We start from the raw sequence: 22961 nt of genomic DNA on the forward strand, positions 1-22961 counted from the left end.
GCGCCTGCCGCCCGGAGCTCCCATGAAAATTGCCCTGATCATCGAGAACAGCCAGGCTGCCAAGAGCGAGATCGTTCACGCGGCCCTGACCGCCGTGGCCGAGCCGCTCGGCCACCAGGTGTTCCACTACGGCATGTACACGCCCGAGGATAAGGCATCCCTGACCTATGTGATGAACGGCCTGCTGGCGGGCATCCTGCTGAACTCCGGTGCGGCGGATTTCGTCGTGACCGGCTGCGGGACCGGCATGGGCTCCATGCTGGCGTGCAATGCCATGCCGGGCGTCTTCTGCGGACTGGTGATTGATCCCACCGACGCCTTTCTGTTTGGCCAGATCAATGACGGCAACGCCATCTCCATGCCCTACGCCAAGGGCTTCGGCTGGGCCGCAGAGCTGAACCTGCAAGACTGCTATCGCAAACTGTTCGAGGGCGAGCGCGGCCTGGGCTACCCCAAGGAACGCGCCCAGATCATGGCCACAAACCGGGGCATCCTGAAATCACTCAAGGCGGCGACGTGCAAGGATATGCTCAGCGCCCTGAAGGCTGTCGACCCGGATCTGCTCAAGGCCGCTATCGCCGGAGAACGGTTCTCGGACCTGTTCTTCGCCAACGCGACCGACCAGGGCATCCGGGACTACATCAAGAGCCTCGTCGACGACCGGGCGATGGCCGAGGCCTGAGTCTGGAGGGGCCTGAAATCGGGCCACTCACATCCGCTGCGATTCAGCTAGCCTAGCGGCATGACGATCCTCGAGCTGCTCGCCGCCGTCACGACGGTCGCCAGCGTGGCGCTGGCCACGCGTCGGCAGGTTGCGCTCTATCCCGTTGGGCTGCTGGCGACAGGGCTGTATTTCTTTGTGTTCCTGGATGCGCGGCTATACTCCAGCGCGGCGCTCCAAGGCTATTTCACCGTGCTTCAGCTCTACGGTTGGTGGTTCTGGCTGCGCGGTGATCGCGGGGCCCGACCACAGATCGGCAACTGGGCCTGGAGCAAGGTTGCGTTGCTCCTCATACCGGCGACCGTTGGCACGCTTGCCGTTTCCGCCCTGCTTGGCGTTTTCACCGACGCCCAGTTGCCAATCGCCGACAGCAGCATCCTGACGCTGAGTGTTCTCGCCCAATTCCTGCTCGACAGGAAACAGATCAAGACCTGGCCGATCTGGATTGTCGTCAACGTCCTGTCGATCGGGGTTTACGGCTCCAGCGGCCTATGGCTGACAATGGCGCTGTATCTCGCCCTGCTCGGCAACGCCTTCTATGGATGGTGGACCTGGAACCGTGCATTCAAGGCTCAGTCAACGGCATGACGCTGGCACCGCAAAAGGGTCATGGCTTTGTCCTGGGCAAATTCATGCCACCGCATCAGGGGCATGTCGCCTTGTGCGAATTCGCCAGGGCTTATTGTGAAAACCTGACAATCCTCGTCTGTTCGCTGGAGGGCGATCCCATTCCAGGGCACCTTCGGTATGCCTGGATGTCGCAGATGTTCCCGACCTGTCAGGTCAAATGGTGCACCGAAGACCTGCCCCAGCTTCCCGAAGATCATCCTGACTTCTGGGCGATCTGGTCGGACGTCGTCTCCCGCTACGCCGGCGAGGTTGGGTTCATCTTCACCGGCGAACCCTATGGGCGGAAGCTGGCCGAGGCCGTGAACGCAGTCTTTGTGCCGCTCGATCGAAACGGAGGCTGGAACCCTGTTTCTGCTACGGCCGTGCGGGCGAACCCCTTTGGTCATTGGGACGATATCCCCGGCATCGTTCGTCCATACTATGTCGGCCGGGTTTGCATCGTCGGCCCGGAATCAACGGGCAAAACGCATCTGGCAAATGCTCTGGCCGCGTCGTTCAACACGATCTGCGTGCCCGAATATGGGCGCCTGTACACAGAGACGTTCGGCCTGGATCTCGACGACCAGGACCTACTGCGGATTGCACATGGCCAGTGGGCGAGCGCAGCGGCGGCCAAGGTCCAGGCGAACCGCATCCAGATCGAGGATACCGATCCTGTCCTGACCGCCGTATGGGCCGAAATGCTACTTGGGAGCGTCCCGCCTCAGCTGACCCGCTTTTCCGAGCTGGCCGACCTGTATGTGTTGTGCGACGTCGACGTTCCCTGGGTGAATGATGGGACCCGCTACTTTCCTGGGGCACAAGACCGTCAACGCTTCGGCGACCTATGCGAACGCGCCCTCCGGTCCAGGCGGGCTCATTTCGTCGTCGCCAACGGGGGATGGGAGGAGCGGCAGCGCATCGCAGAAGCGGCCATACGGCAGACCTTTCCAGGCTTGGGACGAGGCAAGGGGACAAACTGAGGCTGCGCCCTTGAGCCTCACCCTCTCGGCGGTGCCGAGGATTCCCGAATGACGAGGCTGGGCAGCACGTCCGGCTGATTGAGCTTGGTTGGGTCGATACCGCGTCGCGCCGCTGTCAGCTTCTCGGCCGCCATGCGTCCCATGTCACGAATCGGAAGCCGCACCGTCGTCAGATTGGGCCAGACACGCGACGCCATCGGCAGATCGTCGAAGCCGACGATCGACAGGTCTTTGGGAACATCCAGCCCGCGATTGCGCGCGGCCTGCATGACGCCGATCGCCATTTCGTCATTGCCCGCAAAGATCGCCGTCGGCGGCAGGTCCATGGCGAGCAGATCCTGTGCAGCCTCAACGCCGGATTCAAACGTATAGGCCGCCCGCCGCAGATAGGCGGGGTCCAGCGTCAAGCCATGCTCGGCCAGGCCGTCGGCAAAGCCGGCTCCCCGCTCGTGCGACGAGCGGAAAGTGTCAGGGCCGGAAATGAAGGCAATGCGACGGTGGCCAAGCCCTGCCAGGTGCCGAGCAGCTTCTGCAGCTCCCAGGCGGTCATTGGTCACGACCATCCGCTCGGGCTCATCCAACGAGACAGAGGCAATCCGCACATAGGGGCAGTCGGCCTCCCTCAGCAGCTCGACCACCCGCTCGTCCTCGGACACGGACGGCGGCATCACAACGCCGGCCAGCTTCTGGCGCACGACGAACGCCTGCACGTTCGACAGGAAATTATCTGCCTGACGGTTGCAGGGATGAACCACCAATTCCAGGCCGGAGCCCCGCACCCCGTCCAGAATGCCCTGCTGCATATTCACGACATAGTTCGGGCTGGGGTTGTCGTAGATCATCCCCACCAGGAACGACCGCCGGAACGCCAGACCGCGCGCCTGTGGGTCGGGGGTGAACCCCAGCTCAGCGATGACCGCCTCGACCCGCTCTCGCGTCTCGCCTCGTACTGACGGCGAATCATTGATCACCCGCGAGACGGTCTTTTTGGAGACTTCGGCAATGCGGGCGATGTCGTTGATCGTTACCCTACGCCCCGAGGGGCGAGGGTCGTCATCCCGCGAGCCTGAATCACTATCGTCTGACATCGGTTTCCGAAGCGGTTCTAAAGCAAGTTTCCGGGCGGCGGAATCGTTGGATTCTACAATCCTGAACGGACAGTCCCAAGCCGATTGGAACCCGACGGTCCTGCTTCAGACCGACGACACCGATCTTGCCTGCCCCGAAGGGGTCAGGTTCCGCGTCGACGTGCCGGCCGATCCAGGGCTTCCGGCGTCAGCGGCGTCATAAAGCGCAGATCCCACTGGCTTTCGTCAAAGGCACGACGGGTCGGCTCGGCCTGGGCCGGATAGCCGCCCACCTGCTCCTGTCGGTCGATGATCTCACCGCGCCCTTCGGCGACCTCGGCCACCAGCAGAACGTCTCGCTGGTCGCGGTCCCAGGACCGCGCGCCGACGCCGGACAGAACCCGCACCTGCACCTGGCTGGAAGGCCAGGGCTCAAGCCCCTCCCACCAGACCGGCGGACGCTGTTCCTCGATGATGCGTGCACCTGTCGTCGTGTAGCTCCCGAGCATCCGCAACGGATCACCGCGCGAATCCACTGCCACATTGTCGCGACCATAGTACCGAAGGTCCCCGGCCCCGCCGATCATCAGAAATGCCAGCCGATCGACCGGTGTGGACGGTCCAGCGATCAGCACATTGCCGACCGCGCTCATCAGTCCGTCCTGAAACGCATGGTCCCCCCACTCTTCGGGCGCGAGGTTGTAATGGATGGCGCGCGGTCCCGGATTGTAGATCAGATTGTTGACGATGACCCCGTGAACGCCCCCCTTGAACAGCGGGTTACGCTCATAGTTGTGGGCATACAGATTGCCGATAATCAGCAGGCCTGTGACATTGTCGTGGATGAGCGATCCCTTCGAATGCTCCCCCTTGGAGTGGCTCGAATAGGCGAGGCTCTCGGCGATGATATTGTTCGAGAAGGTGATGTTGTGGCTGGTTCCCGCACGCCATTCCTCGGGCGTTGATCCGGTGAAACGTGGGCCCGAGGCGGACAGGTTCTCGTCCGTCCCCCAGGTCAGCGAGCAATGGTCGACGATGACATTGTAGGCCGCCTGGGTCGAGATCGAATCCTCGTCCCAGCCGCTCATCCAGCCCTGGCCGGCATCGCCTGGCCGAATCCGGATGTGCTGGACGATCACGTCGTGGGTCGAAATATCCATGCCCCCGCGGATGAAGGTGATCCCTGGCGACGGTGCCGTCTGGCCCGCGATCGTGACGAAGGGCTCGGTGATCCGCAGGGTCTGCCGTTCCAGGTCGATGACCCCGCCGACCTCGAAGACGATGATACGCGGGCCGGATGCATTCAGGGCCTCTCGAAAGGAGCCGGGACCATCGTTGTCCAGATTGGTGACACGGATGATCCGGCCGCCACGGCCACCGGGTGTCGATGCAGCCCAGCCCTGGGCTCCAGGGAAGGCCGGAAGACTGGCCTCATCACCGGTCGACTGGGCCGTCGCTGGTGCCAGAGGCACGACCAGCATCAGGATGGACATGAGCATCAGACGGACGACGCGAGACATGGCTTGGACTCCCAAAAGCCGACGGTTTGACCGCCGATCATGGACGACCACACCTCCGCGGTCGCTCCTGAAATGAAATTGACACCGGTTTCCTTCCGACGCAATGTCCCTCGAAATCGGACGTCGAACGGCTCAGAATTCGGCGACGATTCAGGGCATGTCCCTGTTCGGAAACGCAAAAACAGGCGACAGGCGTGACCACGGCCACGGCATCCTTGGAAAATGTGCAGGACCAAGCACAAATTGCGCGCCACTTCACGGAGGCGCGACGTCAGGCGCGCGCGCTACCGGCCTATCCCGGGCCTGTCCCCTCGTCTCTTGAGGACGCCTATCGCATCCAGGAGGCGGCCATCGTCCTCTGGCCGGACCGGCTTGCCGGGTGGAAGCTCGGACGCATTCCCGATGCCTGGGTCAACCGGCTGAATGCCGGCCGGCTGGCGGGTCCGATCTTCGTAGGCCAGGTGCTCAACTCAGTCGAGGGCCGGACCGTCGACTTCCCGGTGTTCGAGGGAGGGTTCGCCGCGGTGGAAGCCGAGTTCGTCCTCAGGATCGGCACGGACCAGCCCGAGGGGAGATCCGCCTGGTCACTTGAGGACGCGGCCATGCTCGTTGACGCGGCCTTTGTCGGTGTCGAACCCGCCGGCAGCCCCTTGGCCACGATCAATGAGCTGGGGCCGTGCGTCGTCGTGTCCGACTTCGGCAACAACGCCGGACTGATCCTCGGGCCCGAGATTGCTGACTGGCGCAGCCGGCTCGACGACCTCACCTGCGAAACCTGGATAGAGGGCGATCTTGTTGGTCGGGGCGGCGCGCGGAGCATTCCGAACGGCCCCGTCGATTCTCTGCGCGTGCTGCTAGAAATCTGTGAGCAGCGCGGTCGACACCTCAAGGCCGGTGATCTTGTCTCAACCGGAGCTGCGACAGGCATCCACGACATTGTCGCCGGTCAGTCGTCTCGCGTCGTTTTCGACGGCGTCGGCGAAATCCTGTGCCGCGCTGTGCCTCGCCAAGCGGAGATCACCTGATGCTCACCCGTCGTACACTGGGCGTCGCGGGCCTCGCCTCCCTGGCTATCGGATGCACACCCCGCGCTCACTCCGGTCCGCGCGTCTTTACCGCTGCCGATGTCCATCCCGACGGGCACCCCGTCGTCGATGCCGTCCGCTGGATGAGTGACGAACTCAACCGTCGGACCGAAGGGCGCCTGTCCCTCAACATCTATCCGTCCGGCCAACTCGGGGCTGAAGACGATTCCATCGGCCTGGCCCGATTTCAGGCCGTCGACATGTGCCGCGTGGCCGTAGCCGCTCTGAACAATGCGTTTCCCGAAACCCGCCTGTGGGCCCTGCCCTATGTGTTTCGCTCGGTCGAGCACATGCGCGCGACGGTGGACGGTGACATCGGCCACGCATTGCTGAACGTTTTTGCGGGTCGGGGTCTGGTCGGGCTGGCCTACTACGATGCCGCGCCCCGCTGTCTGTACAATGTGCGCCATCCCGTCATGGAGCCTGGTCAGCTGCGCGGCCTCAAGATTCGCGCGCCCAACTCGGACATCTTCCTTGAGATGTTGGCCGCAATGGGGGCCAATCCGACGCCTTTGTCCTTCGGCGGCGTGTTCTCTGCGCTCCAGACCCACCTGATCGACGGCGCGGAGAACAACTGGCCCAGCTATCAGTCCAGCCGTCAGTACGAGGTCGCGAAATTCTGGTCCGATAGCCAGCATTGTTTCTCGCCCGATGCCCTGTTGATGTCCAAGGACACCTTTGACGCCCTGTCAGCGGCCGATCAGGAGTTGCTCCGGGACGTGGCCCAGCAGTCCGTCGCGGTTCAACGCAGGCTCTGGGACGAGCGATCAGCGACAGCCCAGGCTGAGGTGGTCGCCGCCGGGGTCGAGATCGCCCAGGTGGATCGCCCTGCCTTCGAAGCCAGTGTCCAGCCGCTTCTCGAACGGTACCTTCGCGATCCGGTCCTGCGCGGCCTGTATGAGCGCGTTCAGGCGCTGGCGTGACGGGAGAACCAACGATGTCGTCGACGCCTCGCCCCCTAAATCGTTTCCTCGACCCGATCGCAAAGGGGGCCATCGCCATCGCCGGCCTGGCCCTCGTCGTCATGGTCCTGGCCCAGGCCTGGCAAGTCTTTGCCCGCTACGTCCTGAATGCCAGCCCGGGTTGGACCGAACCGGTCGCCTTGCTGCTGATGAGTGTCGCCGTCATGCTCGGGGCAGCTGTCGCGGTGCGTCGAGAAAGTCATTTCGCCTTCTCCGGCCTCATTCATGCGGCACCGCGCGGCGTGCAGGCCCTGCTCAAGACCCTGTCTCGTCTGATCATCCTGCTGTCGGGAATCGGCCTGGCCGTCCTCGGCGGACAGTTGACGCTCGATGACTGGTCGTACCCGCTGGCAGGGGCCGGCATTCCGGCCGGCCTGCGGTTTCTGGCGCTGTCCATCGGCGGTGTCCTGATTGCCGTGTTCGCGCTGGAGCGTCTGCTCACCGGCGATTTCGTGGTGACCACCCCGTCCGAGGAGGCCTGAACCATGGAATTGATCATTCTGTTCGGTGTGCTGTTCGTCGCCTTGGCCCTCGGCGTGCCCGTGGCCTTCTGTCTGTTGACCGCCACCGTGGCGACAGCGCTGTATCTCGGCACCCCCATGATCGCCATTGCCCAGCAAATGGGCTCGGACATCACCTCGGTCGCGCTCCTGGCCATTCCGCTGTTCATCTTCACCGGCGAGTTGATGATGAAGGGCGGGCTGTCGGATCGCATGATTGCCCTGGCCTCCAGCCTGTTCGGCCATATCCGGGGTGGCCTGGGCCAGGTGACCGTGGGGGCCTCGACCCTGTTCGGCGGCGTCTCTGGTTCGGCCATCGCGGATGTGTCTGCCGTCGGCGGCACCATGATCCCGCAGATGGTCAAGCGCGGCTATCACGCCGACTACGCGGTCAATGTGACGATCTCGGCGGCTCTGGTGGCCCTGTTGGTGCCGCCCTCGCACAATATGATCCTGTATTCGGCCTCGGCCGGCGGCGGCGTTTCAATCTCGGATCTGTTTGCCGCCGGCGTGATCCCGGCGCTCCTGCTCGCCATCACCCTGATGATCACCGCCTATCTGGTGGCCCGCAAGCGCGGCTACGCCGCCGACGCCTTCCCCGGCCTCGGCGTCGTGCTGAGCCGGCTGATCGCCGCCATCCCCGGCCTGTTGCTGGTGGTCATTATTTTCGTCGGCATCCGCATGGGCGTCTTTACGGCGGTCGAGAGCGCCTCGATTGCCGTCGTCTATGCCGCCGTCATTACCGGTCTGGTCTATCGTCACCTGTCGTGGACAGCCTTTACCGAAGCCTGTGCCGCCGCCGCGCGCACGTCCGGGGCTGTCCTCTTCATCATCGGGACTGCCGGGGCTTTCGGCTGGCTGATGGCCTATCTTCAGGTTCCGGCCATGCTGGTGGATCTGCTTCAGGGCCTTACGGATCAGCCCGTTGTCATTCTGCTGCTCGTCATTGCCATGCTGCTGATGCTGGGCACCTTCATGGACATGGCTCCCCTGATCATCATCTGCACGCCGATCTTCCTGCCGGTCGTGCGCGCCTTTGGCGTTGATCCGGTGCACTTCGGGGTCATTCTGCTGCTGGCGTGCGGCATCGGCCTGATCACACCGCCGGTCGGCTCGGTCCTGTTCGTCGGCAGTGCCATCGGTCGCATCCCAATGACCCAGGCCCTGCGCACGATCTGGCCCTTCTACCTGGCCTGCGCGGCGGTGCTGTTGCTGGTCGCCTTCGTTCCGGCCCTGTCGCTCTGGCTCCCAACGCTGATGCGTTGAGGCGGTTCGCGCCTCAGACGGCCACCGCCCCTTGCAGGTCGGTGTCGGCGTCGAAACAGGCGGCCACGACACGCATCAGACGGCGCGCAGGCTCAGGCACACGCAGCACGCGGTCCTGAACCTCACAAAGACCGAGGCGCGACAGCGCGACCACATTGGCCAGCTCGGCATCCAAGGCGCGGCCGTCAAGACCGTGGGACTGGCATATCGCCCCCACATCGACCTGAAGATCGCACATCAGCCGCTCTATGATGTCGGCCCGCAACCGATCACCGGCAGACAGGACAAGCTGTCGGCCAACGGGAAGCCGCCCGTCGGCCATCGCGTCCCGCCAGACGTTCTGGGCGACGGCGTTCTGCACATAGCCGCCTTCGAAACGGCCGATCGACGACGGCCCGACAGGCACCAGGACATCTGCCGGGTCATCAGTATAGCCCTGAAAATTACGGCGCAGATATCCGCCACGCGCCGCCAGGGCCAGCGCGTCATCGGGCCGCGCATAGTGATCCAGGCCGATCCGCACATAACCCGCCTCTACCAGAACGGCATCCATCGCCGCCGCCTGTTCCCAGCGCGCCGCAACATCGGCCAGATCCCTGTCGCGGATCATGGCCTGATGCTTCTTCATCCACGGCACATGGGCATAGCCGAAGACCGCCAGACGATCCGGGCGCAACGTCAGCGCCTGCTCGGCGGTGTCCGCAACGATGTCGGGCGACTGACCCGGCAGGCCATACATCAGATCAAAATTGATCGCCGACACGCCCGCCGCCCTCAGGTCTGAAACGGCCTGGGCGACCCGCTCATACGGTTGGACCCGGTTGATCAGGGCCTGGACATCGGGGTCAAAGGTTTGCACCCCAAGGCTGGCGCGCGTGACACCCGCTGCTCCCGCTGCCTGGGCGAAATCGGTGGACATCAAGGCCGGGTCCAGCTCGACGGCGACTTCGGCGCCCGGCCGCAGGCTCAGCCGATCCGACAGCCGGTCGATCAACTGGATCAGATCTTCCGGTGCCAGGGCGTTGGGGCTGCCCCCGCCGAAATGGAGATGAGCCAGCCCCGCATGCTCGCCGAGGCGGTCCGCCCACAGATCGACTTCCTTCAGGATGGTGCGGTGGAAGGCGGCAACCCGCGCATAGTCATGGACGACGCTGGTGTGACACCCGCAGTACCAGCACAGGCGTTGACAGAACGGCACATGGACATAGGCCGATAGCCGATGGTCAGGACGATCCCGGCCAAGCGTCGCATCGAACTCGGATCGGCCTCGATCATCCATCGGAGCGAAAGCGCGGGCGGTCGGATAGCTGGTATAGCGCGGGAGCTTCTGTGCCGCCGCCGAGGCCCAGACTTCAGGCAATCGGGATTCGCGGTCGGTTTCGGCTCGAGCCTGGTTGGTCAGGACGTCGTTGGACATGGCCCGGCATGACTGACCCACGGCGACGTCGCATTGACCCCCGTGAAGCCGTGATTTGACACATGACAAGAGTGAAGCGCGCTCGGACAGCTATGGGCAGGTCATGACCAACCTCGTGTCCGATGGCGCGGCTTTCAGGCCCTCAACTAGCTGCGCCCAGCAGCATTTCCCGGGCGTGCGGTCAGAAAATGCGCCCTGGCTGCGAGCCGAGATGCTGGCCATGTTGGACCACTGGTTCGACTGGCGAAAGCACCGTTTCGACGAGACGGTCGACGCAACGACACCGATACAAGCCGGCGTAGGACATGAGCGCCTCAGCGAGCGGCTGGCCGCCCTGCAAGAGGCCCTGACCGAGGAAACACCGACCTTCACGCCCCGCTATGTCGCACACATGAAGTCGGACCTGTCGCTGCCGGCCATCCTCGGCTGGTTCGCGGCCATGCTGCACAATCCGAACAATACCTCGCGTGAGGCCAGTCGCGTCGGCAGTCTCATCGAGGCTGAGGCGATCGCTCATCTCGCCAGGATGCTCGGCTATGATCCGAGTGTCGCTCAAGGGCACTTCACCTCGGGCGGGACGGTGGCCAATTTTGAAGCGGTGTGGCGCGCCCGCTATCGGCTCGACCACTGGCTGGCCATGGCCCTGTTTCTCAGCGAAGAGCGGGGCGAACTCATGGAACCGTTCGCGGCGGCTCACATGGGTTGGGATCGGTTCAGGGCGCTTTGGCGTGAGCACGGCCTGACCGAGCCCATGCTCAAACAGGCCAGCGCCATGGCCAGCAATCCGATTGATGTACAACGCCGGATCAGCAAGGCAGCGGGCTTCGACTATCTGGGGCCAGTGCTGATTGCGCCGGGCAATCGACACTATTCCTGGAACAAGGCGGTCAATCTGTTCGGTCTGGGCCACGAGGCCCTGTGGAGCGTGCGGCTGGACGCCCATGGACGCATGGACCTCGGTGATTTCGAGCGGCTGGTCTTGCGGGCGCGGGAACAGAACAGGCCGGTGCTGATGGCGGTCGGGGTCACCGGCACCACCGAACTGTCCGCAGTCGATCCCATTGACGGTCTGTTCGACCGTCTTGATCGTTGGCAGGAAGATCACGGCTGGCACATCTGGCGGCACGTTGATGGAGCCTATGGTGGCTTTTTCAGCGCCATGCTGGACGACGATCAGCCGTCGGTCGTGGCCGCGGACGTCGAAGCCGCGCTCCGCGCCCTGCCGCGCGCAGACTCCATCACCATCGATCCGCACAAGCTGGGCTACATTCCTTACGCCTGCGGTGCCTTCCTGACATCTGACGCCCAGGCCTATGCCGTTTCGGCGTTCGACGCCCCCTATCTGCACCGTCCCGAACTGGGGGCCGGTAAATGGGCCTCGACGCTGGAGGGCTCTCGATCGGCGGCGGGCGCTGCGGCAACCTGGCTGACCGCCGAAACGCTTGGCTTGGGGCCCGATGGCCTGGGTGCGGTTCTGGCCGGCACCATTCAGGCCCGGCGCGCATTAGAAGCCGCCGTCACCTCAGCGATCCCTGAGGTCCGCTTCCTTCCCGCAGATGCCAACATCGCCTGCTTCACCCTGGCCGGGCGGGGAGAGCCGCTGAGCGTCTCGAACGACCGCACTGACGCGGTCTTTGCCTTCTTCCAGCGCTCCCCTGCCTTTGCCGTGTCGCGGACCGTGCTGGGCAAGGACTGCGCGGCGCTCAAGGCTGCCCATCTGGCCAGCTACGGCGGCGTCGATGACAGTCAGGAACTACTCGTCATTCGGCTGGTGGTGATGAGCCCCTACTGGTGCGATGCCGAGGTGTCTTCCAACATGGCGGCCCAGTTTATCGACGAGCTGACGAAGGCTCTGAACGCGGTCAATGCCGCGACCCCGGAGGTGTGCCCCCCATGATCCGGCTATCGATTTCCTTCTATGGCGAGATTGCCGATCGGCTCGGTCGCGAGCGCGTCATGGCCTTTGCCGCAGATGACATCACCGTGGGCGAAATCCGGGCGGAACTGGCACAACAGGACGAGGCCGCCGCGGTCCTGCTCAAGCCTCAAATCCGAGCTGCAGTGGACTCGCGCGTGGTCGGTGACGAGGCCTCGGTGAAGGCCGGCCAGGAGGTTGTCTTCTTCTCCATCGTATCGGGAGGCTAGCCATGTCGGTGGAGGCCAGGCTTGAACTGGAGGCGCTCGATGCCGGGGCCGAGCTTGCCCGGTTCATCTCAGGGCGGACCGAGGACGGTGCCGTCGTTTCCTTCACCGGCCTGGCCCGCAAGCGTGGGGGCGACGGCAACACGGTGGAACGACTGAGATTGGACTGGCACCCGGTGATGACCGAACGCTCACTCATCGAACTCGCGGAAGCGACGGCCGGGCGTTTCGGCGTCAGCGACGTACTCGCCGTCCACCGTGCAGGCGAGATTGCGCCGGGTGAAACGATTGTCTTCGTCGCCGTGGCATCACCCCATCGCCGTCAGGCCTTCCAGGCGGCTGACTATCTGATGGACCGCCTCAAGACCGAGGCGATGTTCTGGAAGCACGAAAGGGGTTCATCCAGCGGTCGCTGGATCGAGCCCACCGAACAGGATCGCGCCGACCGGGCGCGCTGGAGCGACTGATGGCTGGAATTCAGACGGACCTGCCCTTCTACCCCCTGAACATCGCCGTGCTGACGGTGTCGGACACTCGGGACGAAACCACCGACACGTCTGGGGCCCTGCTGGTCGAGCGGCTCCAGACGGCCGGCCACAATCTAGCCGGCAAGGCGATCGTCAAGGACGAGGTCGAGGCCATCCGCGATCAGGTCAGGACGTGGGTTGAGGACGAGGCTGTCGATGTCATCCTCACCACCGGCGGCACCGGCTTCTCGCCGCGCGATGTTACGCCCGAGGCGCTGAAACCCCTGTTCCGGCGTGAACTGGACGGCTTTGCCGTCGTCTTCCACATGGCCAGTCTGGCGACCGTCGGCGTGGCGACCCTGCAATCGCGCGCCTTCGCCGGTCAGGCCGATGATACCTTCGTCTTCTGTGTCCCCGGTTCGACCGGGGCCTGCCGCGATGCCTGGGACCTGGTTCTGATCGAGGAACTGGACAGCCGTTTCCGCCCCTGTTCGCTCGTGGGTCAGATCCCGCGCTACCGCGGAATCTGTCCCTGATTGCCGACAACTAGGCCTGCGGCTCGCCGAGCGGGATCACACGAATCGACACCGCCATTCGGGCGGAACGTGCGGCCCGGACATCCCCCTCGGCCACGACCATGAAGGGTCCAGTCTGGGGAGAGAGCGGCTCTCCATCATCCGTGTCGGCGATGATAATTCGATCAGCCCGGGTCGCCGGGTCTGTCTCGGCCAGGCCCAGCACCACCTGATACCCGTCTGCAGCTGTGATCAGCAGGGCAGTCGCCTGTTGATCCTTGCGAAGGGGACTGGCGGGCACGCCGACACGCGCCAGCACGTCGAGAAGCAACGGGCCTTCATAGACGCTGGTATCCTCGTGCCGGCTGAAGGTGACCTGCTCACGCGGAAGGGCCGCAAGATCCTGTCGCGTCAACACGACCTCTTCGCCACCTGCCCCAATCAGGGTGAGCGTCTGGATGGTGTTCGTCTCTATGCGCTCGGTGGCGGACGCGCTCGGCTGCTCAGCATCGGGCTGGGCCGTGGCCACGGGCGAGCAAGCCGCCAACACCACGAGGGACAGGAGCGCGGCCATGGATGTGAGGCGGCGACAAGCGTTTGGCTTCATGTTCATCACCGCCTCACCTTGGGCTGACACAGGAGCAGGACCTGAGCCAGTCGGTCGGGCCTCGTCGGGGATCAGTCTTGAGTCCGCGACCGAGACGACATCTAGTTCCCCGGCCAAACCTGCGTTGTGATGTAGTTGCGGGCCCGGCTTGATCGATGACAATTGATCCCGAAACCCGTCCGGTCGAACGAGGAAACACAGGCCACTAGATCGGCGGGGCCGCGACGAAGCGACGGAACAGAACACCCTCCTCCAGCTCGACGTGCGCCGTCAGATCGGCCTCAATGCGCGCGCACAGGGCGTAGAGCGCGCGCCAGGATTCACTCGCACCCGCGGGGACGGTGAACCCTTCAGTCAGCAGCCTCAAGGTTTCGAACTGTGCGGCGAGATCCGCGTGATCCAGATGCATGCGTGCAATCGGCCCGGCCAGAACATCCGGCGAGCCCGCCAGCATCCGAGGGAACAGAACCACCTCTTCCTTCTGCTGATGGTCCTCCAGATCGTCGCTGATCAACATCAGAAGATCGACCAGGCCCTGCGGGCAGCTTTGCTCGTGTTCCACTTCTGTGGCCAATCGGACCGCCTCAGCCAGATCGCGGCGGTGGGTCGCGTGATACCGTTCGAGGATGTGGGCAATAAGATCCCGCGTGGGCGCTTGCCGGGGATCAGCTGGTACGGCGGCGTGTGTCGACATCACTGTGGTCCTTCAACGGTGAATTAGGCCTTGGGTGGCCCGATCAGATTGACCGCCATCAAGGCCCCCCTTGATCATCGTCGTCGGCGCACCCGTTGCCCGGCGGTTCCCCTCCCCGGATCGAATCAGCCAGCCTCCTTCTCCCTCGAAAGGAGCAAGCCATGGCCTTCGACACCCCCCTTGCCGGTGAGATCTGGAACGGGAAGTATCGGTTCAAGCCCGTTGAAGGTCATGGCGACGATTCCGTCGAGGCCACCTGGGACCGGATCGCGACCGCCCTCGCGGAAGCCGAGCCTGCAAAGACCCGCGCCCGCTGGCGGGCCCGTTTCCGCGAAGCCCTGGATGGCTACCGCTTGCTGCCGGCTGGTCGCATCATCGCCGGGGCCGGGACAGGCCGTGCCGTCACCCTGTTCAACTGTTTCGTCATGGGAACGGTGCCGGACGACCTGAGCGGCATCTTCGAACACCTGCGCGAGGCGGCCTTGACCATGCAGCAGGGCGGCGGCGTGGGTATGGATTTCTCGACCGTGCGGCCCGCCGGCGCTCCTGTCAGGGGGGTCGGAGCCGACGCCTCGGGCCCGCTCAGCTTCATGGACGTCTGGGATGCCATGTGCCGGACGATCATGTCGGCAGGTCAGCGGCGCGGGGCGATGATGGGATGCCTGCGAATCGACCACCCTGACATCGAAGCCTTCATCGACGCCAAGCGCGATCCCGGCCGCCTGCGCAATTTCAACGTCTCGGTCCTGGTCACAGACGCCTTCATGGCAGCCTTGGATGCCGACGCCGACTGGCCGTTGACGTTCGCCGGCAAGACCTATCGCACGGTTCGGGCGGCCGACCTCTGGGCGCGGCTCATGCACGCGACTTACGACGCGGCTGAGCCGGGCGTCATCTTCATCGACCGGGTCAATGCCGCCAACAACCTGGCCCACTGCGAGACGATCTCGGCCTCGAACCCATGTGGAGAACAGATGTTGCCGCCCTATGGGGCCTGTCTACTGGGCTCGATCAACCTGGCGCGTCTGGTTGCCCGTCCCTTCGAAGACGATGCTCATCTCGATGAAGCCGCCCTGGCCGACCTCACCCGGACAGCGGTGCGGATGCTGGACAATGTCATTGATGTCTCGCGCTTTCCCCTCCCTGCTCAAGACGCCGAGGCCAAGTCCAAGCGGCGGATTGGCCTGGGCGTGACCGGCCTGGCGGATGCCTTGATCTTCTGTGGCGCGCGCTACGGTTCGGACCAGGCGGTTGCACTGACGCAGCAATGGCTGGCCGCGATCGAACGCGAGGCCTATCGCGCCTCAGCGGAGCTGGCCGCTGAGAAGGGGCCCTGTGCCGCTTACGACGCGGCGATGCTGGACCAGCCGAACCTGCTCCGGCTGGACGAAGAAACGCGTGAACTGATCCGTCAGCACGGCCTGAGAAACGGCTGCCTGACATCCATCGCCCCGACCGGTACGACATCGCTTCTGGCCGGCAATGTTTCCTCCGGTATCGAGCCGGTCTTTGCCTTTGACTATGTCCGCAAGGTGCTCCAGCCGGACGGCTCGCGCCGCGAGGAGGCCGTTCAGGACTATGCACTGACCGTCTGGAAACGATTGAGGGGAGACGAGGTGCCGCTGCCGGATACCTTCGTCAGTGCCCAGACCCTGACCCCCATCGATCATCTGCGCATGCAGGCGGCGGCTCAGGGCCGGATCGACAGTTCGATTTCCAAGACGATCAACTGTCCTGAGGACATCGCGTTCGGCGCCTTCTCGGATGTCTATGTCCAGGGCTACCGGATGGGTTGCAAGGGGCTGACAACCTATCGGCCCAACGCCATCACCGGATCGGTGTTGAGTGTCGCGGATCCCGAGGCGACGTCGGCGCTGGCGATCGAACCGCCGCCCCTGGAGCCGCGCCCGCAGCGGCTGTCGGGCTCGACCTACAAGATACGCTGGCCACTCGACGCCCACGCCGTCTATGTCACGATCAACGACATCGAGGACGGCCCAAGCGGACCCCGCCCCTTCGAGATCTTCGTCAACTCCAAGAACATGGCGCACTACGCCTGGACCGTGGCCCTGACGCGCATGATCTCGGCGGTGTTCCGGCGTGGCGGCGATGTCAGCTTCGTGGCCGAAGAGCTGAAGGCAGTCTTCGACCCGGCTGGAGGTGCCTGGATGGAAGGGGCCTATACGCCCTCGATTCCGGCCGCTATCGGTGAGGTCATCGCCCGTCATCTCGACCTTGGCGACCCTGACGAGCGGGCGGCCCATGCGGGGCGCTCCACAGCCGCCGAAGCCGGCCCCGGCCCGTCTTCCCACCTGGCCTGCCCGCACTGCGGAACACCGGGCCTGCTGCGCAAGGAAGGGTGCGACACCTGCCTGTCGTGCGGATACTCAAGGTGCGGATAGACGATCAGTCGAGTCGGTGCACGCTTGACCTGCGGCAAGGGCTCGGGACGGGTTGATCAAGCCCGTCTGGGGTCAGATCGACTAGACCCGGTTCGTGCGATGACGGGACCCCTCCGATGAATACTGCCTCTGCCATGCGCGCCCACCGCGGGCCTGCCCTGTTCAGCATCGGCCTGAGGCCATTCTTCCTGTTCTCGGCGATCTGGGCCGCGCTGGCGGTGCCGCTCTGGGTTCATGCCTATGCCGCCGGAGGTCCGATCGGCCTGACCTGGCACATCCATGAGATGCTGTTCGGATACGCCGCCGGCGTCATCGTCGGCTTTCTGATGACGGCCGTGCCAAACTGGACCGGGCGAATGCCGGTCGTCGGCCTGCCTCTGATGGGGATGGTCGGACTCTGGCTGGCAGGGCGGGCGGCCATGCTGATGACTGCATTCAGTCAAGCCGCAGCGACGGCCGTATGGCCCGCGATTGTCGACAGTTTATTGCTGGTCGTCATGGCCGGTCTGGTCTGGCGAGAAATCCTGACCGGTCAGAACTGGCGCAACCTGCCCGTGGCCATCATGGTGACCCTGTTGGCCGCGTCCAACATCGGCTTCCACGTCGAGGCCCATTTGATGGGCGGTGCCGCGCCGACGGCGACCCGTGCCACCCTGGCCCTGATCGCGATGCTGATTGCCCTGATCGGCGGCCGGATCACACCGAGCTTTACCCGCAACTGGCAGCTCAAGCGCAGCGGACCGCTCCCTGCCACAACCGGCCCGTTTGATGGATTCGTTCTGGCGATGACCGGCCTGTCTCTCGTCGGCTGGGTTGTCGCGCCGCAACAGGTCTGGGTAGGGGTCGGGCTGATCACCGCCGGGGGGCTGAACCTTGTCCGGCTCGCGCGCTGGAAGGGCTGGGCAACCGTCGCAGAGCCGCTCGTGATGATCCTGCACCTCGGATACCTGTGGCTCTCCTTGGCCCTGGGGCTGATCGGGGCATCGATCGTCTGGCCTATGGCGGTCGGAGCATCGGCGGGCGTCCACGCCCTGACGGCAGGCGCGATCGGGGTGATGACCCTGGCCGTGATGACCCGAGCCGGTCGCGGCCACACCGGCCGGCCTCTGACCGCCGGCGCGACGGGCGTGCTGATCTACGCCCTGATCAATGCGGCGGCCTTGGTCCGCGTCATCGGTGGCCTGTGGCTGGAGGCCTATCAGCCGCTGCTGGTCACGTCCGCCGTCCTGTGGTGCCTGGCCTTCCTGACCTTTGCCGTTGTCTATGGTCCGATGCTGATCGGGCCGCGCCCGCAGGCTCAGGCGTAACGCGCGGTCGCCGTGGCCTTGACCAGAGCCACAACCTCGAGGCCCGGCCGCAGCTCGAGCCGCTCCGCTGCCTGGGACGTCACCAACGACGTCAGGCGAAAGCCCTGACCCTCCAGTTGGATCAGCAGGCCATCCGAAGCGGGCGTGATCGCCTCGACCCGCGCGCCCAGCGCGTTCTGGAAACTGGCATCAGCTGGGGCGGTCAGGGCTACGGCGACATCTCGCGCATCGACAACAATTCTGACCCGCCCTCCCGGCGTGATCGCCAGCGGCGGCGTGTGGAACTGGGTGCCGCCCAGATCGACAACCGTGACGGGGCCGCCCCCCTCGGCAAGGGCCTGACCTTCCAGGACTGAGATCGGCGCGCCCAGGCCGGCGGCATCGGTGGCTTCAGAACGCGCGAAAGCACGATCCGGGGGACCGGCGTTGAAGGCCTGCCCATCGACCACCAGCACCATCTCATCGGCCAGCCGCGCGGCCTCGTCGACCGCATGGGTGACATAGAGGATCGGCGGCCCGCTGCGCGCCAGTTCGTCCAGATACGGCAGGATCTCGACGCGCCTTGCGCCGTCAAGGCCTGACAGGGGCTCGTCCAGGATCAACAGTTTCGGTTCGCTGAGCAGGGCCCGCCCGATCGCGACGCGTCGCGCCTCACCCCCGGACAGTGTGGCGGGCCGCTGCTCAAGCTGTCCTTCAAGCGCCAGGAGATCGACCACGGGGTCGATCCGTGGGGCCACGACGCCACGACGCCGCGCGCCGTAGAGCAGATTTTCGCGAACATTCAGGTGCGGGAACAGCCTGGTGTCCTGAAACACATAGCCGATCTGACGTCGCCAGGCCGGACGCTCAAGGCCAGACTCGGTGTCGCAAACCGTCTCGCCGTTGACCACAACGCGCCCGTGCTCGGGCTGCACCAGACCGGCGACCAGGTTCGCGATCGAGGTCTTGCCGGACCCTGACCGTCCGAACAGGACGGTGACGCCCGCTCCCCCCGTAAAGTCAGCTTTCAGGCGGAAATCACCCCGCTTGAGATCAGCCTGAACCTCAATCACGTCCGGCCTCCCCCGCCGGTCGCGCGGCGGACCATCACCTCCGACACGACCAGGGCCAGGATCGAAACACCCGCGGAGATCAGCACCAGCCGTAGGGCTGCCGCCTCTCCACCGGGAACCTGCGTCAGGCTGTAGATGGCCAGGGGCAGGGTCCGCGTTTCGCCTGGAATGCTCGAGACGAATGTGATGGTGGCCCCGAACTCTCCGAGAGCCTTGGCGAAGGCGAGGACCGCACCGGCGATGACACCGGGCAAGGCGAGCGGAAGGGTTACGGTCAGAAAACGCTGGAGCGGAGAGGCTCCCAGCGTCGCGGCGGCCTGTTCCAGCCCCGAGTCCGCCATGTCGAAGGCCAGGCGAACCGAACGTACCATCAATGGGAACCCCATGATGCCCGCCGCAAGGGCGGCTCCGGTCCAGTCAAAGGCAAAGACAATCCCCAGCGGCTCCAGCCAGGCGCCGATCGGGCCGCTACGCCCAAACAGGGACAACAGAACATAGCCCGTCACAACCGGCGGCAGCACCAGCGGCAGGTGGATCAGCCCCGACACCAGATCGCGACCAGGAAACCGGTAGCGAGCCAACAGCCATGCGGCCCCCACCCCAAGAGGCAGGCTGAACAGCACAGCCGTCATCGCCACCTTGAGCGACAGGCTGATGATCTCCAGCTCGGCGGCACTCAGCATCATAGCGGCGGCGAAAACCCGCGCGCGCGCAGGATAGCCTGCCCCTGCGAGCCGGACAGGAAGTCGAGGAACGCAAAGGCTGCGGTCGTCTGAACCTGTGGTCCGATGAGGGGCGCGGCGGGGTAGATAATCGGGCTATGCAGATCGGGGGCAAATTCGGCGACGACGACGACATTCGGTTCGGCCCGGGCGTCCGTGGCATAGACAATGCCGAGCGGTGCCTCACCCCGCGCCACCAGCGCCAGGGCTGCGCGCACATTTTCCGCGGGGGCCAGGTGCGCCTGCAAGTCCGACCAGAGCCCCAGCGCAGTGATCACCTGTCGGCCGTAGCGCCCCGCCGGAACATCCGGCTCTGCGGTAGCCAGTCGACCATCCCCCAGGCGCGCCAGAACCCGTTGCGCCAACCCTGCACCCGGCGTGAGGGCCAGGGGCGTCGTGTCTCCGTCGGCCGGCGCAATCAGAACCAGCCGATTGCCCGCAACGTTGCGGCGCGCCGAAACGTCAATCAGGTCACGCGCCTGCAGCCAGTCCATCCATTCGAGGTCAGCCGAAATGAACAGGTCCGCCGGAGCTCCCTGTTCAATCTGGCGGGCCAGTTGGGAGCTCCCGGCATAGACGGTGCGCGGAGCCTCGACCCCGCCGCTCGCAAAGGCGGCAGCGGCTTCGTTGATCGCCTCCTGGAGACTGGCGGCGGCAAAGATGGTCAGCGGTCGAGCCGGAGCGGCGGGTCCGCGCGAACAGGCGGCGGTCGCCAGGGTCGTCCCTGCCAGCGCCAGAATGGACCGACGGGACAGCGCGGGGGGGGGCGACATTTTCGACATGGAGAGTTCCCAAAGCCAAGCCCGCGCCTAACACGCTCCAAGCCTCGCATGGATCGGTCTTGCCATCTATCTGCTTGATGCAGGTCAAGCCATGCCCGCCAGGCCATCAAAGCCTGTCGGGTCCGGCGCGCCTATCAAGATGCCATCTTGCTCCGAGCTCGACAGCCTAAAGCGCATCGCGCCAGGGTCGGCGGGCCGGGTCCCATCCTGGGCCGAGGGTGCCGGAGGAAACTCCGTCGCCTCCCGTGTTTGGAAAGGAGCCTCCATGGCGTTCGGCGCCGGCCATCTGGCCGACGGCTTCGGTCGGCGGTTCCGCTATCTGCGTCTGTCAGTGACGGAGGTGTGCAATTTTCGCTGCACCTATTGTCTGCCGGACGGCTGGAAGAAGACCGCGCCTCTGTCGTTCCTGACGCCCGATGAGATCGCGCGGCTGATCGGGGCGTTCGCCGACCTTGGACTGGCCAAGGTCCGGCTGACCGGGGGTGAGCCGACGGTTCGAAAGGACTTCACTGACATCATCGCGCGCACGGCCGCCGTTTCCGGTGTCGGCAAGGTGGCGGTGACAACCAACGGCTGGAACCTGATACGCCAGATCGACAGCTGGAAGGCAGCGGGCCTGACCCACCTCAATCTCAGTCTGGATGCCCTGGAGCCGGAGGCCTTCCAGCGGATCACCGGACATGACCGGCTCGTCTCCATTCTGACCGGCCTGGATCGAGCCCTCGAGCTCGACCTCCAGGCCGTGAAGATCAACGCCGTCCTGCTTCGCGACACGGGTGAGCGGGGCTTCGAGGACTGGGCCGAGTTCGTGCGGCACCGTCCCGTTTCAGTGCGCTTCATCGAACTGATGCGCACCGCTGACAATCTCGACTTTTTCAACCAGAACCACGTTGGCGGCGGCGTCTTGCGAGACTGGCTGGAACAGCGCGGGTGGACCCCGGTTGATCGGCCACCCGACGGCGGCCCCGCCCAAGAGTACAGTCATCCCGACTATGCAGGCCGACTTGGCCTGATCGCACCGTATGCGCCGGGTTTTTGTGACAGTTGCAATCGTCTGAGGGTGACGGCGCGGGGCAAGCTGCGGCTCTGCCTCTTCGGCGAGGGGGGCGTCGACCTCCGCGACCTGCTGATCGACGATGACCAAAGGCCCGATCTCATTGAGCGAATCCGCGGAGCCATGTCGGGCAAGCGGCTGGGGCATTTTCTGGCGCAGGGGAACCCCGGCGACCTTGGAAACCTGGCGCAGCTTGGAGGCTAGGCGTCAGGCATAGCCGGGCGAATCCGACCAGCTTTCGACCTCTCCCTTACCAAGCAACCTCGACTGTGGCGGCATGTGGTTGTCGATCAGAGGCGTCGGGCGGGCCAGCCGCTCCAACGCCTCTGGCCGGGTCAAGGTCACCTCCGGACCGTGCACCACAACGCCCTGCGCCGACAGGCTGGAAAAGGCGCGCGACAGATTTTCCGGCGTCATGCCGAGCAGCGAGGCCAGGATGCGCTTTTCGTGCGGCAGGGTGATGGTGTCCTTCATGCCCTGACGGATGCGCTGGGTGATCAGGTAGTTGGCCAAACGCTCGGTCCCGCCGCGCAGCTTGTGGTTCTTGACCGCCCGCACCAGCCCCCGATAGCAACCCGACAACTCGTGCGCGACAGCACAGGCGAACTCTGCATCCTGATGCATGGTCCGGCGCAGGGCTTGGCCGGACAGCATGAGAATCTCCGACCTCTCGAGTGTCCGGGCCGACATCAGAGAGTCCGCGTCGAGCACCACAGCGGCCAGAATGAAGGTCGACACCGGACGGAGCACGGCCAGGGTGGTGTCCTTTTCCTTCCAGGACCCCTGAAGCTCGACGATGCCGTCGAGCAGAACATAGAGGAAGTCGACCGTGTCCCCCTCTAGCAGGAGCGTCGTACCGGCAGGAAACCTCTGAAGAAAGGCCCCGGCGGTGACATCCCGAAACGTCTCGGGCGATGCGTCCCTGAACAAGGGAAGCGCCTTCACGCGGTCGAGGTCGGATTGGCGCATGGTCATGGGGAGCTCCAGCTGGGTCACAACAGTCGCACCGGCCTTGACGGATATCAAGCCCACGGAAAGCCTCGCGGCCCAAATTGATGAACATCAATTACCAGATTAATATTTGTTG

The 22961-nt window shown here is 64.8% G+C and carries 23 protein-coding genes and 1 riboswitch; of the genes, 14 read left to right on the forward strand and 9 right to left on the reverse strand.

The window, feature by feature from the left end; genetic code table 11:
• Positions 1 to 22: 22 nt before the first annotated feature.
• The 3 genes from G391_RS0100630 to G391_RS13355 are packed head-to-tail and all read left to right on the forward strand — an operon-like array spanning position 23 to position 2313.
• Positions 23 to 682: an RpiB/LacA/LacB family sugar-phosphate isomerase gene (locus G391_RS0100630; RefSeq protein ID WP_029085797.1), complete on the forward strand. Its 660-nt coding sequence runs from the start codon at positions 23 to 25 to the stop codon at positions 680 to 682.
• A 60-nt stretch (positions 683 to 742) separates the two neighbouring features.
• The gene (pnuC, locus tag G391_RS0100635) at positions 743 to 1309 is read left to right on the forward strand and encodes a nicotinamide riboside transporter PnuC (RefSeq protein WP_029085798.1); all 567 of its coding nucleotides are present in this window, start codon (positions 743 to 745) and stop codon (positions 1307 to 1309) included.
• Complete coding sequence (locus G391_RS13355) at positions 1306 to 2313, forward strand: AAA family ATPase (protein ID WP_051257022.1); 1008 nt, start codon at positions 1306 to 1308, stop codon at positions 2311 to 2313. The genes pnuC and G391_RS13355 overlap by 4 nt, the downstream gene beginning before the upstream one ends.
• A 17-nt stretch (positions 2314 to 2330) precedes the next feature.
• Here G391_RS13355 and G391_RS0100645 read toward each other — a convergent pair whose 3' ends face one another.
• Both G391_RS0100645 and G391_RS13360 read right to left on the reverse strand, forming a co-directional pair.
• Positions 2331 to 3401 (reverse strand): LacI family DNA-binding transcriptional regulator, encoded by a 1071-nt coding sequence (locus G391_RS0100645; RefSeq protein ID WP_029085799.1) that lies wholly within the window; start codon positions 3399 to 3401, stop codon positions 2331 to 2333.
• 143 nt (positions 3402 to 3544) lie between these two features.
• Positions 3545 to 4900 (reverse strand): pectate lyase family protein, encoded by a 1356-nt coding sequence (locus G391_RS13360; protein WP_211226454.1) that lies wholly within the window; start codon positions 4898 to 4900, stop codon positions 3545 to 3547.
• Between the two features lie 194 nt (positions 4901 to 5094).
• Between G391_RS13360 and G391_RS0100655 the strand changes: the two genes are divergently transcribed.
• From G391_RS0100655 to G391_RS0100670, 4 genes are read left to right on the forward strand one after another with little or no spacing between them, the layout of a single operon-like run.
• Positions 5095 to 5925 (forward strand): 2-keto-4-pentenoate hydratase, encoded by an 831-nt coding sequence (locus G391_RS0100655; protein WP_245572008.1) that lies wholly within the window; start codon positions 5095 to 5097, stop codon positions 5923 to 5925.
• The gene (locus G391_RS0100660; RefSeq protein ID WP_029085801.1) at positions 5925 to 6908 is read left to right on the forward strand and encodes a TRAP transporter substrate-binding protein; all 984 of its coding nucleotides are present in this window, start codon (positions 5925 to 5927) and stop codon (positions 6906 to 6908) included. The genes G391_RS0100655 and G391_RS0100660 overlap by 1 nt, the downstream gene beginning before the upstream one ends.
• A 14-nt stretch (positions 6909 to 6922) precedes the next feature.
• Entirely contained in the window at positions 6923 to 7429 is a 507-nt protein-coding gene (locus G391_RS13365; protein ID WP_035303443.1) for a TRAP transporter small permease, read from the forward strand.
• A 3-nt stretch (positions 7430 to 7432) separates the two neighbouring features.
• On the forward strand, positions 7433 to 8713 hold the full coding sequence (locus G391_RS0100670; protein WP_029085802.1) for a TRAP transporter large permease: 1281 nt from the start codon (positions 7433 to 7435) through the stop codon (positions 8711 to 8713).
• Positions 8714 to 8726: 13 nt separating this feature from the next.
• Here the strand turns inward: G391_RS0100670 and hemN are convergent, their stop codons facing one another.
• Positions 8727 to 10130 carry an oxygen-independent coproporphyrinogen III oxidase gene (hemN, locus tag G391_RS0100675; RefSeq protein WP_084169082.1) on the reverse strand — a complete coding sequence of 468 codons (1404 nt, stop codon included), beginning with the start codon at positions 10128 to 10130 and terminating at the stop codon, positions 8727 to 8729.
• A gap of 103 nt (positions 10131 to 10233) precedes the next feature.
• Here hemN and G391_RS13370 point away from each other — a divergent pair, with 103 nt between their 5' ends.
• Genes G391_RS13370 through moaB form a run of 4 tightly spaced genes read left to right on the forward strand, consistent with a single transcriptional unit; the run spans position 10234 to position 13275 of the window.
• Positions 10234 to 12027 (forward strand): pyridoxal phosphate-dependent decarboxylase family protein, encoded by a 1794-nt coding sequence (locus G391_RS13370; protein ID WP_051257023.1) that lies wholly within the window; start codon positions 10234 to 10236, stop codon positions 12025 to 12027.
• Positions 12024 to 12275: a MoaD/ThiS family protein gene (locus G391_RS13375; protein ID WP_035303445.1), complete on the forward strand. Its 252-nt coding sequence runs from the start codon at positions 12024 to 12026 to the stop codon at positions 12273 to 12275. The genes G391_RS13370 and G391_RS13375 overlap by 4 nt, the downstream gene beginning before the upstream one ends.
• A gap of 2 nt (positions 12276 to 12277) precedes the next feature.
• Positions 12278 to 12739 (forward strand): molybdenum cofactor biosynthesis protein MoaE, encoded by a 462-nt coding sequence (locus G391_RS0100690; protein WP_029085804.1) that lies wholly within the window; start codon positions 12278 to 12280, stop codon positions 12737 to 12739.
• The gene (moaB, locus tag G391_RS0100695; RefSeq protein ID WP_029085805.1) at positions 12739 to 13275 is read left to right on the forward strand and encodes a molybdenum cofactor biosynthesis protein B; all 537 of its coding nucleotides are present in this window, start codon (positions 12739 to 12741) and stop codon (positions 13273 to 13275) included. The genes G391_RS0100690 and moaB overlap by 1 nt, the downstream gene beginning before the upstream one ends.
• A gap of 10 nt (positions 13276 to 13285) precedes the next feature.
• On the opposite strand, the gene G391_RS13380 is transcribed toward moaB, so the two are convergent.
• Both G391_RS13380 and G391_RS13385 read right to left on the reverse strand, forming a co-directional pair.
• On the reverse strand, positions 13286 to 13828 hold the full coding sequence (locus G391_RS13380) for a molybdopterin-binding protein (RefSeq protein ID WP_156893809.1): 543 nt from the start codon (positions 13826 to 13828) through the stop codon (positions 13286 to 13288).
• Positions 13829 to 14066: 238 nt separating this feature from the next.
• On the reverse strand, positions 14067 to 14555 hold the full coding sequence (locus tag G391_RS13385; RefSeq protein WP_051257024.1) for a hemerythrin domain-containing protein: 489 nt from the start codon (positions 14553 to 14555) through the stop codon (positions 14067 to 14069).
• Positions 14556 to 14716: 161 nt separating this feature from the next.
• Here G391_RS13385 and G391_RS0100710 point away from each other — a divergent pair, with 161 nt between their 5' ends.
• The gene (locus G391_RS0100710) at positions 14717 to 16957 is read left to right on the forward strand and encodes an adenosylcobalamin-dependent ribonucleoside-diphosphate reductase (protein WP_029085806.1); all 2241 of its coding nucleotides are present in this window, start codon (positions 14717 to 14719) and stop codon (positions 16955 to 16957) included.
• 116 nt (positions 16958 to 17073) lie between these two features.
• Positions 17074 to 18264 carry an NnrS family protein gene (locus G391_RS0100715; RefSeq protein WP_029085807.1) on the forward strand — a complete coding sequence of 397 codons (1191 nt, stop codon included), beginning with the start codon at positions 17074 to 17076 and terminating at the stop codon, positions 18262 to 18264.
• On the opposite strand, the gene modC is transcribed toward G391_RS0100715, so the two are convergent.
• The 3 genes from modC to modA are packed head-to-tail and all read right to left on the reverse strand — an operon-like array spanning position 18255 to position 20811.
• Entirely contained in the window at positions 18255 to 19316 is a 1062-nt protein-coding gene (modC, locus tag G391_RS0100720) for a molybdenum ABC transporter ATP-binding protein (RefSeq protein WP_029085808.1), read from the reverse strand. The two genes, G391_RS0100715 and modC, sit on opposite strands and share 10 nt — an antisense overlap.
• A complete protein-coding gene (modB, locus tag G391_RS0100725; RefSeq protein ID WP_035303447.1) occupies positions 19313 to 20002 on the reverse strand; it encodes a molybdate ABC transporter permease subunit in 690 nt (229 codons plus the stop codon). The genes modC and modB overlap by 4 nt, the downstream gene beginning before the upstream one ends.
• The gene (gene modA, locus G391_RS0100730) at positions 19999 to 20811 is read right to left on the reverse strand and encodes a molybdate ABC transporter substrate-binding protein (RefSeq protein WP_169719081.1); all 813 of its coding nucleotides are present in this window, start codon (positions 20809 to 20811) and stop codon (positions 19999 to 20001) included. The genes modB and modA overlap by 4 nt, the downstream gene beginning before the upstream one ends.
• A 147-nt stretch (positions 20812 to 20958) precedes the next feature.
• Positions 20959 to 21097: riboswitch (molybdenum cofactor riboswitch) on the forward strand.
• Between modA and moaA the strand changes: the two genes are divergently transcribed.
• The gene (gene moaA / locus G391_RS0100740; protein WP_029085812.1) at positions 21086 to 22078 is read left to right on the forward strand and encodes a GTP 3',8-cyclase MoaA; all 993 of its coding nucleotides are present in this window, start codon (positions 21086 to 21088) and stop codon (positions 22076 to 22078) included. Its footprint overlaps the riboswitch before it by 12 nt.
• 3 nt (positions 22079 to 22081) lie before the next feature.
• Here the strand turns inward: moaA and ftrB are convergent, their stop codons facing one another.
• Entirely contained in the window at positions 22082 to 22843 is a 762-nt protein-coding gene (gene ftrB, locus G391_RS13390; RefSeq protein WP_051257137.1) for a transcriptional activator FtrB, read from the reverse strand.
• Positions 22844 to 22961 lie beyond the last annotated feature (118 nt).

The sequence above is a fragment of the Brevundimonas aveniformis DSM 17977 genome (genome assembly GCF_000428765.1).
Classification (GTDB): Bacteria; Pseudomonadota; Alphaproteobacteria; order Caulobacterales; family Caulobacteraceae; genus Brevundimonas; species Brevundimonas aveniformis.